The 13,085-nt window shown below is 66.2% G+C and carries 12 protein-coding genes; 4 read left to right on the forward strand and 8 right to left on the reverse strand.

The annotated features are described in order from the left end of the window. Positions 1 to 11: 11 nt before the first annotated feature. From AC3WJU_RS01350 to AC3WJU_RS01360, 3 genes are all read right to left on the reverse strand, one after another. Positions 12 to 608: a TMEM175 family protein gene (locus tag AC3WJU_RS01350; protein ID WP_492258958.1), complete on the reverse strand. Its 597-nt coding sequence runs from the start codon at positions 606 to 608 to the stop codon at positions 12 to 14. Positions 609 to 681: 73 nt separating this feature from the next. Next, entirely contained in the window at positions 682 to 1,725 is a 1,044-nt protein-coding gene (locus tag AC3WJU_RS01355; protein WP_306959550.1) for an NAD(P)-dependent alcohol dehydrogenase, read from the reverse strand. A gap of 125 nt (positions 1,726 to 1,850) precedes the next feature. Further along, the gene (locus tag AC3WJU_RS01360; RefSeq protein ID WP_306959551.1) at positions 1,851 to 3,413 is read right to left on the reverse strand and encodes a CehA/McbA family metallohydrolase; all 1,563 of its coding nucleotides are present in this window, start codon (positions 3,411 to 3,413) and stop codon (positions 1,851 to 1,853) included. Positions 3,414 to 3,645: 232 nt separating this feature from the next. On the opposite strand from AC3WJU_RS01360, the gene AC3WJU_RS01365 reads away from it, so the two are divergent. After that, the gene (locus AC3WJU_RS01365) at positions 3,646 to 3,888 is read left to right on the forward strand and encodes a hypothetical protein (RefSeq protein WP_492258959.1); all 243 of its coding nucleotides are present in this window, start codon (positions 3,646 to 3,648) and stop codon (positions 3,886 to 3,888) included. Positions 3,889 to 3,977: 89 nt separating this feature from the next. Here the strand turns inward: AC3WJU_RS01365 and AC3WJU_RS01370 are convergent, their stop codons facing one another. From AC3WJU_RS01370 to AC3WJU_RS01385, 4 genes are all read right to left on the reverse strand, one after another. Further along, on the reverse strand, positions 3,978 to 4,589 hold the full coding sequence (locus AC3WJU_RS01370) for a DUF305 domain-containing protein (protein WP_306959555.1): 612 nt from the start codon (positions 4,587 to 4,589) through the stop codon (positions 3,978 to 3,980). A 136-nt stretch (positions 4,590 to 4,725) separates the two neighbouring features. Further along, complete coding sequence (locus AC3WJU_RS01375; protein ID WP_332602099.1) at positions 4,726 to 5,157, reverse strand: hypothetical protein; 432 nt, start codon at positions 5,155 to 5,157, stop codon at positions 4,726 to 4,728. 94 nt (positions 5,158 to 5,251) lie between these two features. Beyond that, positions 5,252 to 6,079 (reverse strand): slipin family protein, encoded by an 828-nt coding sequence (locus AC3WJU_RS01380; protein ID WP_059389307.1) that lies wholly within the window; start codon positions 6,077 to 6,079, stop codon positions 5,252 to 5,254. A 207-nt stretch (positions 6,080 to 6,286) separates the two neighbouring features. Next, positions 6,287 to 6,472 carry a hypothetical protein gene (locus tag AC3WJU_RS01385; RefSeq protein WP_059389306.1) on the reverse strand — a complete coding sequence of 62 codons (186 nt, stop codon included), beginning with the start codon at positions 6,470 to 6,472 and terminating at the stop codon, positions 6,287 to 6,289. A 98-nt stretch (positions 6,473 to 6,570) separates the two neighbouring features. Here AC3WJU_RS01385 and hrpB point away from each other — a divergent pair, with 98 nt between their 5' ends. From hrpB to AC3WJU_RS01400, 3 genes are all read left to right on the forward strand, one after another. Continuing rightward, a complete protein-coding gene (hrpB, locus tag AC3WJU_RS01390) occupies positions 6,571 to 9,285 on the forward strand; it encodes an ATP-dependent helicase HrpB (protein WP_492258960.1) in 2,715 nt (904 codons plus the stop codon). Between the two features lie 69 nt (positions 9,286 to 9,354). After that, positions 9,355 to 10,107 carry a M50 family metallopeptidase gene (locus AC3WJU_RS01395; RefSeq protein WP_492258961.1) on the forward strand — a complete coding sequence of 251 codons (753 nt, stop codon included), beginning with the start codon at positions 9,355 to 9,357 and terminating at the stop codon, positions 10,105 to 10,107. 113 nt (positions 10,108 to 10,220) lie between these two features. Then, positions 10,221 to 12,398, forward strand: coding sequence for an elongation factor G-like protein EF-G2 (locus AC3WJU_RS01400; RefSeq protein ID WP_492258962.1), 2,178 nt, complete (start codon positions 10,221 to 10,223; stop codon positions 12,396 to 12,398). A 21-nt stretch (positions 12,399 to 12,419) separates the two neighbouring features. Here AC3WJU_RS01400 and AC3WJU_RS01405 read toward each other — a convergent pair whose 3' ends face one another. Further along, positions 12,420 to 13,085, reverse strand: a complete 666-nt coding sequence (locus AC3WJU_RS01405; protein WP_492259012.1) for an alpha/beta hydrolase family protein — start codon at positions 13,083 to 13,085, stop codon at positions 12,420 to 12,422.

Genomic DNA, 13,085 nt, shown 5'->3' on the forward strand with positions numbered 1-13,085 from the left:
CGGGCTTGCCCCTACCCGGACCGATCCTCGTGTGCACGGGTGACGAAGTGTTCAACGCGCCGGTCCGGAACCAGCCAGATCATGGCCACGACGGTGTACGCGGCGACGGCGAGCAAAGGATGGAGGAAGCAGAGGCCAAGGCCGGCCACATAGATGAGCGGCGACGTCTTCCCCTTCCAGTCCCGGCCGATCGCCTGGGCCAGCGCACCCTGCCGGCCCTGGCGCCGGATCAACGACTGCTGCAGGACGTAGTAGGCAACGGCGGCGCACAGCAGGTTGAAGCCGTAAGCCAGCACCGGGACCTCGGCGAAGCCCGACTCATCCATCCAACGTGTGCTGAACGGGAAGAGGGATATCCAGAACAGCAAGTGCAGGTTCGCCCAGAGAATTCGGCCGTTGACCCGATCCGCCAGATGGATCATGTGGTGGTGGTTGTTCCAGTAGATCCCCACGTAGACGAAGCTGAGCAAATAGCTGAGGAACGTGGGAAAGACGCTCAGCAAGGCATGCCAGTTAGGCTCCGCGGGCACCCGCAGCTCAAGCACCATGATGGTGATGACGATCGCGAGGACGCCGTCGCTGAATGCCTCAAGCCGGTTCTTGTTCATCGCATTGCCTTCATGGGGACATCATCGTTGCTGCGGACTCCCGCGGCCAAGAGATTACGCCCGCCCTTCCCGCCTAGCCCAGCGTGGAGGCATCAATGACGAAGCGGTACCGCACATCGGAGGCGAGGACCCGCTCGTAAGCGTCGTTGATCTTCTCGGCCGGGATGACTTCGATCTCGGCCCCCAGCCCGTGTTCGGCGCAGAACTCGAGCATTTCCTGGGTCTCCCGGATGCCCCCGATCGCCGATCCGGCGAACGAACGCCGGCCCCCGATGAGTGCGAAGGCGTTGACCGGCAGCGGTTCCGCCGGTGCGCCCACGTTCACCAGCGCGCCGTCGAGCGCCAGCAACTGAAGGTAGGAGCTGATATCGATCGGGGCGCTGACGGTGTTGATGATCAGGTCGAAGGTCCGCGCGAGCTTTTCGAAGGTGGCCGGCTCGCTCGTGGCGAAGTACTGGTCCGCGCCCAAACGCAGGCCGTCTTCCATCTTCTTGAGCGACTGGGACAGCACCGTCACCTCGGCGCCCATGGCGTGCGCGAGCTTGACGGCCATGTGGCCCAGCCCGCCGAGTCCGACCACGCCGACCTTCTTGCCCGGTCCGGCACCCCAATGCCGGAGAGGCGAATAGGTGGTGATGCCTGCGCACAGCAGGGGAGCGGCGGCGTCGAGCGCTATCCCTTCGGGGATCCGCACCACGAAGTCCTCGGTCACGACGACGTGGGTTGAGTAGCCGCCTTGGGTGATGGTGCCGTCGCGGTCAACGGCGCCGTAGGTCCCGGTCATGCCTTTCAGGCAGTATTGCTCCTCGCCCTTGCGGCAGTTCTCGCATTCGCGGCAGGAGTTGACCATGCAGCCGACGCCGACGCGGTCGCCGACCTTGTGGCGGGTCACGTCGGAGCCGATTTCGGTGACGATTCCGGCGATTTCGTGGCCGGGGGCGAGCGGGTAGGACTGCGGTCCCCAGTCGCCGCGGACTGTGTGGATGTCTGAATGGCAGATGCCCGCGTACTTGATCTCGATGAGCACGTCGTGGGCACCGACGTCGCGGCGCTCAATGGTGGTCGGAACGAGGGCTTCGCTTGCGGACGGGGCTGCGTAAGCATTGACGGTCAGCATTATTCTCCTGTTGGTGGACGGAGGATTGGCACTATCCATCCAACAGGAGAATTCCGACGTGAGGGAGTCCCTGCTGGTAGGGGTACTGGCAGGGACTCCCTCAACGGAATGGGATCCTTTGCGGACTAGCTGGCGCCGAGGAAGATCGGGTTCGTCAGCGCTGCCATGGGACCGAGCGGGATGACTGTTCCCATCTCCGTGCCGCTGCCGGATGTTCCGTCGATCTTCGGATGCCGGACCTCAACGCGCACGTAAGCCGCGAGCTGCGGGGTGGTGACCCAGGTGCTCGTTCCCTGGCCCGACGCGGGAAGCGTGACCTGCTGGGTCTGTCCTTCATCCGTGATGAAGCGTACGACGCCGTTCGGCACGCCGGCGATTTTCGCCGTCACCGTGACGGGGGCACCTGCCGCGACGTTGAGCCGCTCGCCCACGGTCGCGCTCTTGCCGCCGGACGTGACCTGGAAGTCCACCGAGACGTCAGCCGACTCGGCGATCCAGTTCCGGCCATTGCGGATGCCGTCCAGCAGGGCATCGCGGGACAACGCTGCGGCGTTGACCACGTTGTGCGGGAAGCCAATGACCTGCGGGACGCTGTGGGCGTCGCTGTTGCCCATCGCCGGGAGCCACCGGCCACCGGTACGGACGGAGTGCGCGAGCATCGAATCCCAGGTGTTGACGGAGGACTCGTCGTCCAGGGTCCACGGGCCCGTCCATACCTCAACCGCATCGGCGTCGTCATAGCCGAACTTCCAGCGGCAGGCGACATACGGGCAGTACGGGTGAGCCGGAACAACAATTCCGCCCGAGGCGTGGATCCGCTGGGCTTCCTGCTCGAACCCCTTGTCGCGGGCACGGTAGCGCCAGTCGATCCATTCGCCCGGCTCCAGGCCGAGCGCGAGGTAGTGGCCGTTGCGCGTGGTGACTTCCTCGCCCGTGAGGATGAGCAGGTCGTTGCCGGCAAGCGGCCCCCAGACGCCGTGCGATGCCGGCGTGTTGTGGTCCGTCGAGATCATGAAGTCGAGGCGCGCGGCGCGGGCGCCGGCTGCGACGTCCTCGGGCGTGCGCTTTCCGTCCGAGTAGACGGTGTGCAGGTGGGCGTCCCCGCGGTACCAGCCTGCGCCGCGGCCGGCAATCTGCTGCGGCGGATACTGGGGCTTGAAAGGGGCGACGTCGGGTCCGTACTCAAGCGTGACGTTCACCGTGTAGTCAAGGCCCTGCTCGGCCACCTGGTACGGGCCAAGAACAACGTTCCACGTGCCCTTCCCAATCGGCCCCGGCAGGTAGCCCGGCGTCGTGTCGCCGGCGCTGATGCTGAATTCGGTGCGGAAACCACCGGACCAGCCGCGGAATCCCTTCCCGGCGAGGTCGGTACCCTTCTCATCGAAGATTCCAATGTCGCAGGCGTTCGTGAGAAGTCCGGAGGCCACCTGGGGCTTGCTGTAGGTGTACGAAACGCTGATCTTGTTGACGCCGGCCGGGACCTCGATCGGCAAATAGACGAAGTCCGCTGCTCCCGGATCCAGATGGCCGGTGATCGTCTTGCTCTTGCTGGTTCCGGTAGCGGCTGCCGCGAACGAAACCGGGGCCAGGGTCAGAGCCGCGCCGGTCAGTGCGGCGGCCAGGAAGCCGCGCCGGGTAGAGGAAAAGGAGACATTGTCGCCCGAATGGGCTTTGCATGGTGAAGTCACTCACTCGATGTTGCACACCGTTACTGAACAGTAGGCAACGGAACCAAGAACGCAGCATGAAAGCGGGAGCGTCAGCAAGCGGAGTCCATTCAGTGGACCCGTCTTCAATTGGCCCTTGCCACGAGCCATGCCCGGCCTTACTGTTCTTGGCATGCACCAAGGGCTGGGGCGACGGCGCAACCATTCCCATGTACCGAACAGGACGGTGTTTTAGATGTGCGATATTCCGGGTTTGATCAGTCGCCTTGAAGCCCAAGACCTCGCTCGATTGCGCGAGGCAGGCAAAGAAAAGCCCCTGGAACCGGGGATGATCGCCGCTATTGATGCCGCGGCCGGCGGGCCGGGCGAGGGCCGCGGGTACTACGTGGTCAGCGGTTCCCTGTATCCGGTCGAAGCCAGGGACTACCACCTCAGGGAAGATGTGGCGGAGGCGCTGTTCGCGGCGGAAGGAACCTCCGTGGGCGCCACGGCCTAGGCCCGGGAAACCGTAACCCAAGCCGCAGGCACCGGCCCACACTGGAAAAAACAGGTGGGCCGGCGGTGTGGTCTGGAGGGTGCTTGTGACTACAGCGCGCCCAACAGCTCCTGCATTTCCTTGATCTCGGCCTCCTGCGCCGTCACGATGTCCTTGCCGAGTTTGAGGGCATCGGCGTTCTTACCGTCGGTGCCTTCCTTCTGAGCCATGGCCACGGCCCCTTGGTGGTGGGCGATCATGTGGGTCAGGAACAGCCTAGCTGCATCCCGGCCTTGGGCGGCCTCGAGTTTCGTCATGTCCTCGTTGTCCACCATTCCGTTCATGGTGTGGCCGCCCGACATCCCCGCGGGCTCGTTCCAGTCCTTGAGCCAGCCGGTCATCTTCTCGATCTCCGGGCCTTGGGCTGCCTTGATCCTGCCGGCGAGCGCAGTCACTTGGGCAGGGATGCCGTTCTTGGCGAGTATGACGTCGCTCATCTGGACGGCCTGGGCATGGTGGGGGATCATCATCCGGGCAAACTCGGCATCCGCCGCGTTATGGTCTCCCGCGGTCGCCGCGGCCGGGGATGCGGCCGAACCAGACGAAGAGGCGCTTCCGTGGTCCATTCCCGGCATGCTGCTGCCGCCGGTTCCGGCCGAGCAGCCGGCGAGCGCGATTGCTGTGGCCACGGTAAAGGTGGCGAGGGTCAGGTTTTTTCTCATGGTTTTGGGGTCCTTCAATCAATCAGCCTGCAGAAGCGCGGCTGCGTGGGACGCGCACAGCAAGCCCACTGTGTGGGGCGGCGCGTCAGGGTGGAGTCTTGTGCAGCGGGCCGGCAGCCCGGTGCGGCGGTGGATTTTACGTGCGGCTGATGCAGAGATCGCCCGGGGAAGGACTACCCGGGCGGTGCGAATATCCGGAGACCAGGGTACCGGCCTCTGACGTGCCCGCATTGGCGTAGGGCGGGACACCTGGTAGGGGTGCTGTCAGGGTGTTATGGCCCGGAGCGGGGACGCAGACGGCGTGCAGGGCCGACATCGTGGTGCACGTGCCCGGGCTTGCACACGACTGCGCCGGAGATGAATCCGCGTGCTGAACTATGTGCGACGGGCCGATGACAGTGGCGGGGCCCACGACGGCGGACTGGCCCATAGCCGGGGTGGCGTGCATGCTGTGCCCACCCGCCATGACATGCATCCCGACGATTCCGCCGATGATCGCGAGCAGTCCTGCCAACAGGCCCGTGCGGAGGAGGAAGGCGGTGGCGCGGCCCCGTGAGGGGTCGGTCATGGTCTTCCTCCTTCCGTAGCTTTGTGCGCTCGGTTCCCGGGCTTTACGACGGCTTCAACGAGTATAGGCGCCGTTCAGTTTCATTCTGCCGCACTCACCCTGCCATCGTCCGTCCTGTCATGGTCCTTGGTGGTTGCGCGGCTTTCGCGGCGGCGGCTTCGCGGGCCAGGAATGCTCCGAGCTCGCCGATGGTGCTCATCAAGGGAGCCGGGAAGACGACCGTGGTGTTCTTGTCCACGCCGATCTCCACCATGGACTGCAGGTTGCGCAACTGCAGGGCCAGTGGATGGGCCATCATGGTGTCAGAGGCCATGCCCAGCGCGGCAGCGGCCAGGGACTCGCCTTCGGCGGCGATGATCTTGGCGCGCTTTTCACGCTCGGCCTCGGCCTGGCGGGCCATGGCGCGCTTCATGCTGTCCGGCAGTTGGATGTCCTTGAGTTCCACGAGGGTCACTTCGACGCCCCATTCCAAGGTCAGTCCGTCCAGGATCTGGCGGATGTTGGCATTGATGACGTCCGTTTCTGCGAGCGTTTCGTCGAGCGTGTGCTGACCCACCACCTTGCGCAGCGTGGTTTGTGCGATCTGGTCGATCGCGGCGTAGACGTTTTCGATGGCCAGGACGGACTTGATGGCGTCCACCACCCGGAAATACGCGACGGCGGAAATGTCCAGGCTGACGTTGTCCCGGGTGATGATGCCCTGGGACTGGATCGGCATGGTGACGATCCGCAGGGAGACCTTCCTCAGGCGGTCGACGAACGGGATGATGATCACAAGGCCCGGGGTCCGGAGGCCCTGGATCCTCCCAAGCCTCAACAGGACACCGCGCTCATACTGCGTGACAATGTGGACGGCCATCGCAAACCAGATGACCAGCAGGACAATCAAGACAATCAGCCAGGTGATGGCGTCCGCTGTCATGGCCGCACACCGGCTTCGTCGCTAAGTGCTAATGCGTTCATGGCGGAGATCCTTCGGTGGCAGTGGAGGGAAAAGGGAGCCCACTTTCCGCAACGAGGCAGGCGAACCCGCTTACGTTGTATCTCCAGTAAATACCTTGGATTCGCCGAGTTGTAGGGCCACAAATGAAAGGAACGCCCTCTGGGACGTTCCTCTCAATTTCGTGGCTTAGACCCTTTCGCGGGTCCGGTCGATAACCGGCTCCGGATCGTTCCTGAACTCACGGTAGCGGCGTGGGAAGGCCCAGAACATGAAGTCCTTCGCGTCGACCTTGGGCTCAGGGCGTTCCTCGGGTTCCTGTGAGGCATCTTTCCTGGTGTCCCGCCGGAAATCCTTGTTGTAGCCGTAGCACATCACAGACCTCCTTCTAGCAACTGCCCTTTAATCGTCCTCCCGATTCGGCAAGCAGTCCACCTTTCAACGGCTGATCCGCTTATAGGCACAATGGAGGAGTGAAATCCCCACCCGTTCCCCGGAATGCCGCGCTCGCATACCGCCCTTTCGACCTGGACACCATCGGCGAGGGACTCGTCTTCGGAGAATCGCTGGGGGAACTCGCCAAAGCCCTCGATACAAGGGGAACGGCAGGAACCGCCGTCGTGCAAGCGCCCCCGGGGACCGGCAAGACGACGCTCGTGCCGCCCTTGCTTGCCAACATCCTGCTCGCCGACGGCGCGGCCGGCGCGGTAACCGGAAGGCAGTGCCCCCGGGTGATCGTGACCCAACCACGGCGGGTCGCCGCACGCTCAGCGGCACGGCGCCTCGCCGCTCTCGACGGCAGCCGGCTCGGCGAACGGGTCGGATACACGGTCCGCGGCGAAAGCCAGGCGGGCCCCGGGACCATGATCGAGTTCGTGACTCCTGGAATCCTCCTGCGCCGCCTGCTCGCGGATCCGGGGCTTGAGACCGCCGGGGCTGTGATCCTGGACGAGGTCCACGAGCGCGGCCTGGAGACGGACCTGTTGCTCGGAATGCTCATCGAGGTCCGCGAACTGCGGGAGGACCTCACGCTCGTCGCGATGTCCGCAACCCTCGACGCGCCACGGTTTGCCGCGCTGATTGGAGGCGCCGGAGAAGGCACAAGCGGAAAGCACGACGGCGGCGGGCCGGCACCCGTCGTCGACTGTCCGTCCGCGCTGCATCCCTTGACGGTGGACTGGGCGCCCGCGGCAGGTCCACGGTTGGACGGACGCGGCGTGACCCGCGCCTTCCTGGACCATGTGGCGGACACTGCCGCGTCGTCGTACACGGACACCCTCGCCGCTGATCCGGACATCGACGCCCTGGTGTTCCTTCCTGGTGCGTGGGAGGTCTCCCACGTCGCGTCCCGGCTGCGCGCCAGACTGGCTGCGAGGGCCAGGGACGTGGAGGTATTGGAGCTTCACGGCCAGGCAAGCCCAGCGGAACAAGACCGGGCGGTCTCCGGCCGGGAGCCCGGCGGATCTCCCCGGATTATCGTCTCGACTGCCCTGGCCGAATCCTCCCTGACCGTTCCGGGAGTGCGGCTGGTCATCGACGCGGGGCTGTCCCGTGAACTGCGGCGCGACGCCGGCCGCGGCATGTCCGGCTTGGTCACGGTCTCCTGCTCCCGAGCCTCCGCCGAACAACGCGCCGGACGCGCGGCACGCCAAGGGCCAGGGCGCGTGGTCCGCTGCTACGAGCACAAAGCATACGGCGCCGCACCGGCCCACCCCACACCGGAAATTGCGGCCGCCGACCTGACGGGCGCGGCGCTCGTCCTCGCGTGTTGGGGATCGCCGGGTGGCCGGGGGCTCGCACTTCCGGACTCCCCGCCCCAAGGCGCGATGGACGATGCCATTGAAGTGCTGCGGGAACTTGGCGCCATCGACGCGGACGGACTTGCCACGGACGTGGGGAAGACCCTGGCCCGGATCCCCGCCGATCCACGACTGGCCCGTGCATTGCTGGATGGTGCCGCCACTGTCGGGCACCGGGCGGCTGCCGAGGCTGTCGCCCTCGTGGCAGGGGATCAACGGGCTCCCGGAGCTGACTTGACGCGCCTGCTGGCCACACTCCGGGCAGGCAAGGACCCCGCGGCCCGGCGTTGGGCCGAGGATGTCCGCCGCATGGAGGCGATCGCACGCCAGGAGCGATCCGGTGTCGGGCCTTCCCTGACCGCACCGCCGAGCCTGCCTTCACTGGCGAGTCCTGCCGAAGCCTTGGGGTTCGTGGTCGCGCTTGCGTTCCCCGACCGTGTTGCGCGCCGCGTTCCAGGCACCGGCCCTGAACGCTACCTGCTGACGTCGGGAACACGTGCCGGGCTGCCGGCGGGCAGTCCGCTCGCCGGCCACGATTGGCTCGCTGTGGCCGAGGTATCCCGTGCGGACGGCCGGGATGCGGCAGGCACTGGCGCCGTCATCCGTTCCGCTGCACCTTTGGCGGCGGATGCGGCGGAAGCTGCCGCCAGCCACCTCCTGAGCGATACGGTGGCAGCCGAATTCACGCAGGGCCGCGTCACCGCCAGGCGGGAACGGCGGCTGGGTGCGATTCTGCTTTCGTCGACGCCCGTACGGCCCACCATCGACGACGGTCGCGCTGCCGTAGCCCGCGCCCTGGCGAAAGAAGGCCTGGGGACCATTGGCTGGTCGACGGCAGCCGATACCTTGCGCCGGCGACTGGCTTTGCTGCACAGGGAACTGGGCGATCCATGGCCGGACGTCTCCGAGCCCGCCTTGCTGGCCAGGCTGGAGAAGTGGCTGGCACCGGAGCTCGAAGCGCTCGCAGGAGGCGCTGCGACGAACGGGATCGACCTGGCCGAGCCGTTGCGGCGGCTTTTGCCGTGGCCCGAGGCGGCCCGGCTCGGTGAGCTGGCGCCGGAATGGCTTGAGGTGCCGAGCGGTTCCCGGGTGCGGATCGACTATCCGGACGTTGCCGACGACGACGGCCGGCCGGTCGTGGCGGTCAAGTTGCAGGAGTGCTTCGGCTGGGCTGCGACGCCGCGCTTGGTAGGCGCACGGGTGCCGGTGCTGTTCCACCTTCTTTCTCCGGCCAGGCGACCGCTGGCCGTGACAGATGACCTGGCCTCTTTTTGGTCCGGCCCGTACGCCCAGGTCCGTGCGGAGATGCGCGGGCGCTATCCGAAGCATCCCTGGCCCGAGGACCCGTGGACAGCGCCAGCAACGGCCAAGACCAAGCGGAAGATGTGACCCCGGCTTGCCGGTGGTTCCAGCTGGCTGGGAGGCGTTCACAGGCTTTTTCTTTAGGATGCCACGGTGATGAACATGGAATTGCGTCCCGCTGACCTTGTCAACGACTGGTGGCAGGCCGTGCTGCGGGGATTCACCACACAAGAGGTCCCGAACCTTGCGACCCCTGTTGTGCTGGGCATCCTGGCTGCTGCCGTCGTACTGAGCATCCCGCGCGCCACCTGGCGCTGGTTTGGTCTTTATGTGACCTTCGTGCATGAACTGGGCCACGCGTTCGCTGCCCTCATGACGGGGCGGGTCGTCCACGGGCTCCGGATCGGGCTGGACCACTCCGGACAGCTCCTGAGCAGCGGGCGCGGCAAATTCGGCGCAGCCTGGTCCGGGTTCTGGGGATATCCGAGTCCCGCGGTGGTAGGCGTGGCGCTCATCTGGTCCGTGTCGGCAGGGCGGTCCGGGGCAGCCATGTCCGTCGGCGCGCTGGTGTTGCTGCTCGCACTGATCTTTCTGCGGAACTTCACTGGAATCTTCGTGGCGCTCCTCAGTGCCGCGATTGCCCAGTTGCTTGTCATGTTCGCCACTCCCTCGACGGTAAGCCATGTGGTACTCGGACTTGGCATAGCCCTCGAGGTGGGCGCCGTGCGGGATTGGTTCAAGGTGGCTTCGGTCCACACCCGTCGGCGCGACCGGCTCGCGTCGTCGGATGCCTACATCCTGGCCCGGTCCACGGGGGTGCCGTCCTTGCTGTGGCTCGTGGCTTTCGCCGTTGTCATCGCAGCAAGCGCGGTGTTTTCCCTTCGCACGGTGTGGGGCATGCTCTCCTAAGGCTGCGGTTTCGGCACGGACTGGGTCGATTGCTCTTGCCGTGCGCCAGTCCAGGGTGTGGAATCGGTTAGCAAAGGACGCGGGGGATTCGGCTTCTACTCCAGGAGGTGCTCATGTCGGTGAAAGGCCCAGGCAGTGCGACGAAGGGGTCGAACCGGACCAACCCCGATCTTCGACGGGCGGACCCGTCCTCGGCGCCAGCCGATCGGCCCGAAAACATCCGCAACGTCGTCCTGATTGGCCGCTCGGGCGCGGGAAAGACGATGCTGCTCGAATCACTCCTTTACGCTGCCGGGGTGGTGAACCGCATGGGTTCGATCGTGGATGGCACCACCGTGAGCGACTCGGAGGCGACGGCCATCCACCAGCAGCGATCCATCGGGCTGTCCGCGGCGCCCTTGGTCTTCGACGACATCAAAGTGAACCTTCTCGACACCCCGGGCTACGCCGATTTCATGGGAGAGCTGCGCGCGGGGCTGCGTGCCGCGGATGCGGCTCTGTTCGTAGTGTCGGCCGTTGACGGCGTCGACGCCGGAACCACCGCCCTGTGGGGTGAATGCGAGCGCGTTGGCATGCCCAGGGCCGTGGTCATCAGCCGGCTTGACCATCCCCGGGCGAACTACGATGCCGTCCTGGCCGAATGCCGGTCCGCCTTCGGCGATTCTGTCCTTCCCCTTCATTTGCCGGTCCGCACCGCGGACGCTGTTTCCGGAGTGCTCGGGCTGCTTTCGGGCTCGGTGTCGGAGTACACCCCCGGGGAACCACGGCCCGCGGTCCGGGCGGCGACAGCGGCGGAACTGGCCGGCGCGGAAGGTGTCCGGGGGGAACTCATCGAGGGCATCATTTCCGAGAGCGAGGACGAGACCTTGATGGACCGGTACCTCGGCGGCGAGGACGTCCCCATCGATACCCTCGTGGAAGATCTGGAGACCGCGATCGTCCGGGGGACGTTCTTTCCGGTCCTGGCCAGCTCTTCCGTGACCGGAGTCGGCACGGCCGAACTCTTGGAAGTGCTGACCCGCGCCTTTCCGCCTCCGACTGAGCGAAGCCTCCCGACGGTGACTGACCTGGGCGGGACACCCTTGGAACCCCTGGCATGCGATCCGGACGGTCCGCTCCTTGGCGAAGTGGTGCGGACTACTGTTGACCCGTTCCTGGGACGGGTGTGCCTTGTCCGGGTCTTCTCAGGGACGCTGCGAGAGGACTCTGCCGTGCATGTGGGTGGACACGGCCTGGCTGAGCGCGGGCACCCCGACCACGACAGCGACGAGCGGATCACCCACCTGTACTCCCCGTTGGGCTCAAGCCTGCGGCCGGTGCAGTTCGCCGTGGCCGGAGACATTTGCGCGCTGGCGAAGGTGGCGAGCGCCGAAACGGGAGACACGGTTTCCGCGCGCGAGGCTCCACTGCTCGTGGAAACCTGGGACATGCCCGAGCCGCTGATGCCTGTGGCGATCGAAGCAGCCTCGCACGGCGATGAAGACGCGCTGTCCAAGAGCCTGGCCAAGGTCGCGGCGGGAGATCCGACCCTGAGGGTGGAGCGCAACTCCGAGACGCACCAGCTGGTCCTGTGGTGCATGGGGGAGGCCCACTCGGAGGCAGTCCTGGACCGTTTGCGCGAGCAGGGGGTGAAGCTGCAGACCGTGGATGTCATTACCCCGCTCCGGGAGACCTTTGCCGCCCAGTCCGCGGGCCACGGACGCTATGTCAAACAATCCGGCGGCCACGGACAGTACGCGATCTGCGATATCGAAGTGGAACCCCTTGAACGCGGGGGAGGCTTCGAATTCGTGGACAGGATTGTTGGCGGGGTCATCCCCGGCACGTATGTTGTGTCGGTCGAGAAAGGCGTCCGGGCCCAGATGAGCAAGGGGGTGCGGGCAGGTTTCCCGGTGGTCGACATCAGGGTGATCCTGGTGGGCGGCAAGACCCACAGCGTCGATTCATCGGACGCGGCTTTCCAGGCCGCTGGCGCTTTGGCCTTGCGGGAAGCCGCCGCGGCGGGCAGCATTCAACTGCTCGAACCGATTTCGGCCGTGACGGTCCTTGTGGCCGACGAGCACGTGGGCGGGGTCATGAGCGATCTGTCCTCCCGCCGCGGGCGCGTCACCGGGACGACATCCGTGGGCGGAGAGCGCACGGAGATCAGCGCCGAAGTGCCGGAGCAGGAACTGCTGCGGTACGCGATCGTGCTGCGGGGACTGACGGCGGGCAGCGGTCGATTCCGCCGGGAGTACTTGCGGCACGAGCCGTTGCCGCCCGGCATAGCCGTCGCCTCGGCGAAAGCCTGAGGCTCAAAGTCTCCTTCCAGGTCAGCGGTTCTTGCGAAGGAACGCTGAAACGGGAGGTGCCAATGAGGCCCCCACCTCCGCAGCGCTCTTCTTGACTCCCGCGCGGCCAAAGGAATGGTCGCCGCCCTCCCACCACTCGATGGTGGCGGCGGGGCCGATCCGGGCCACCACGTTTTCGAGCAGCTCGGGCGTCGCGAAAGTGTCCCGCGTGCCCTGCAGGAAGAGCATCGGCAGCGTGAGCCCGTAAAGGTGCTCGTCACGGAGCTTCTCGGGTTTTCCGGGCGGGTGCAGCGGGTAGCCGAGATAGATGAGTCCCTCGGCGGGCATGCCTTCGGCCACTGCCATCGACGCCATGCGTCCACCGAAGGACTTGCCGGCCGCCCACAGCGGTTCTCCCTCCGAACGGGACGCGGCTTCCGCCATGACGGCCCGCCAGGCCGCGATAGCCCCGGGAGGCCGGTCGGGGAACTTCTTGCCGGCTTCCCGGTAGGGGAAGTTGAAGCGCAAGGTCGCGACGCCGTCGTCGTTCAAAGCGTGCGCGAGGCCGCCCAGGAACGGATGCTCCATGCCCGCCCCGGCCCCGTGGGCGAGAACGAGGGTCGCGACCGGTTTGTCCGGCCGGCCGTAGATACCGGAGACCGGTGTGCCGTCGACGTCGATCGTGACACTGGATTCGGCGGTACGCAT

The organism is Arthrobacter sp. FW306-1B-F12A, assembly GCF_058781865.1.

Bases quoted from the DNA above. Each gene is read 5' to 3' on its own strand.
- AC3WJU_RS01405 (WP_492259012.1), bottom strand. From the start codon at position 13,085: ATGCGTACCGCCGAATCCAGTGTCACGATCGACGTCGACGGCACACCG.
- AC3WJU_RS01370 (WP_306959555.1), bottom strand. From the start codon at position 4,589: ATGAGAAAAAACCTGACCCTCGCCACCTTTACCGTGGCCACAGCAATC.
- AC3WJU_RS01400 (WP_492258962.1), top strand. From the start codon at position 10,221: ATGTCGGTGAAAGGCCCAGGCAGTGCGACGAAGGGGTCGAACCGGACC.
- AC3WJU_RS01350 (WP_492258958.1), bottom strand. From the start codon at position 608: ATGAACAAGAACCGGCTTGAGGCATTCAGCGACGGCGTCCTCGCGATC.
- AC3WJU_RS01355 (WP_306959550.1), bottom strand. From the start codon at position 1,725: ATGCTGACCGTCAATGCTTACGCAGCCCCGTCCGCAAGCGAAGCCCTC.
- AC3WJU_RS01375 (WP_332602099.1), bottom strand. From the start codon at position 5,157: ATGACCGACCCCTCACGGGGCCGCGCCACCGCCTTCCTCCTCCGCACG.
- AC3WJU_RS01385 (WP_059389306.1), bottom strand. From the start codon at position 6,472: ATGTGCTACGGCTACAACAAGGATTTCCGGCGGGACACCAGGAAAGAT.
- AC3WJU_RS01380 (WP_059389307.1), bottom strand. From the start codon at position 6,079: ATGACAGCGGACGCCATCACCTGGCTGATTGTCTTGATTGTCCTGCTG.
- AC3WJU_RS01395 (WP_492258961.1), top strand. From the start codon at position 9,355: ATGAACATGGAATTGCGTCCCGCTGACCTTGTCAACGACTGGTGGCAG.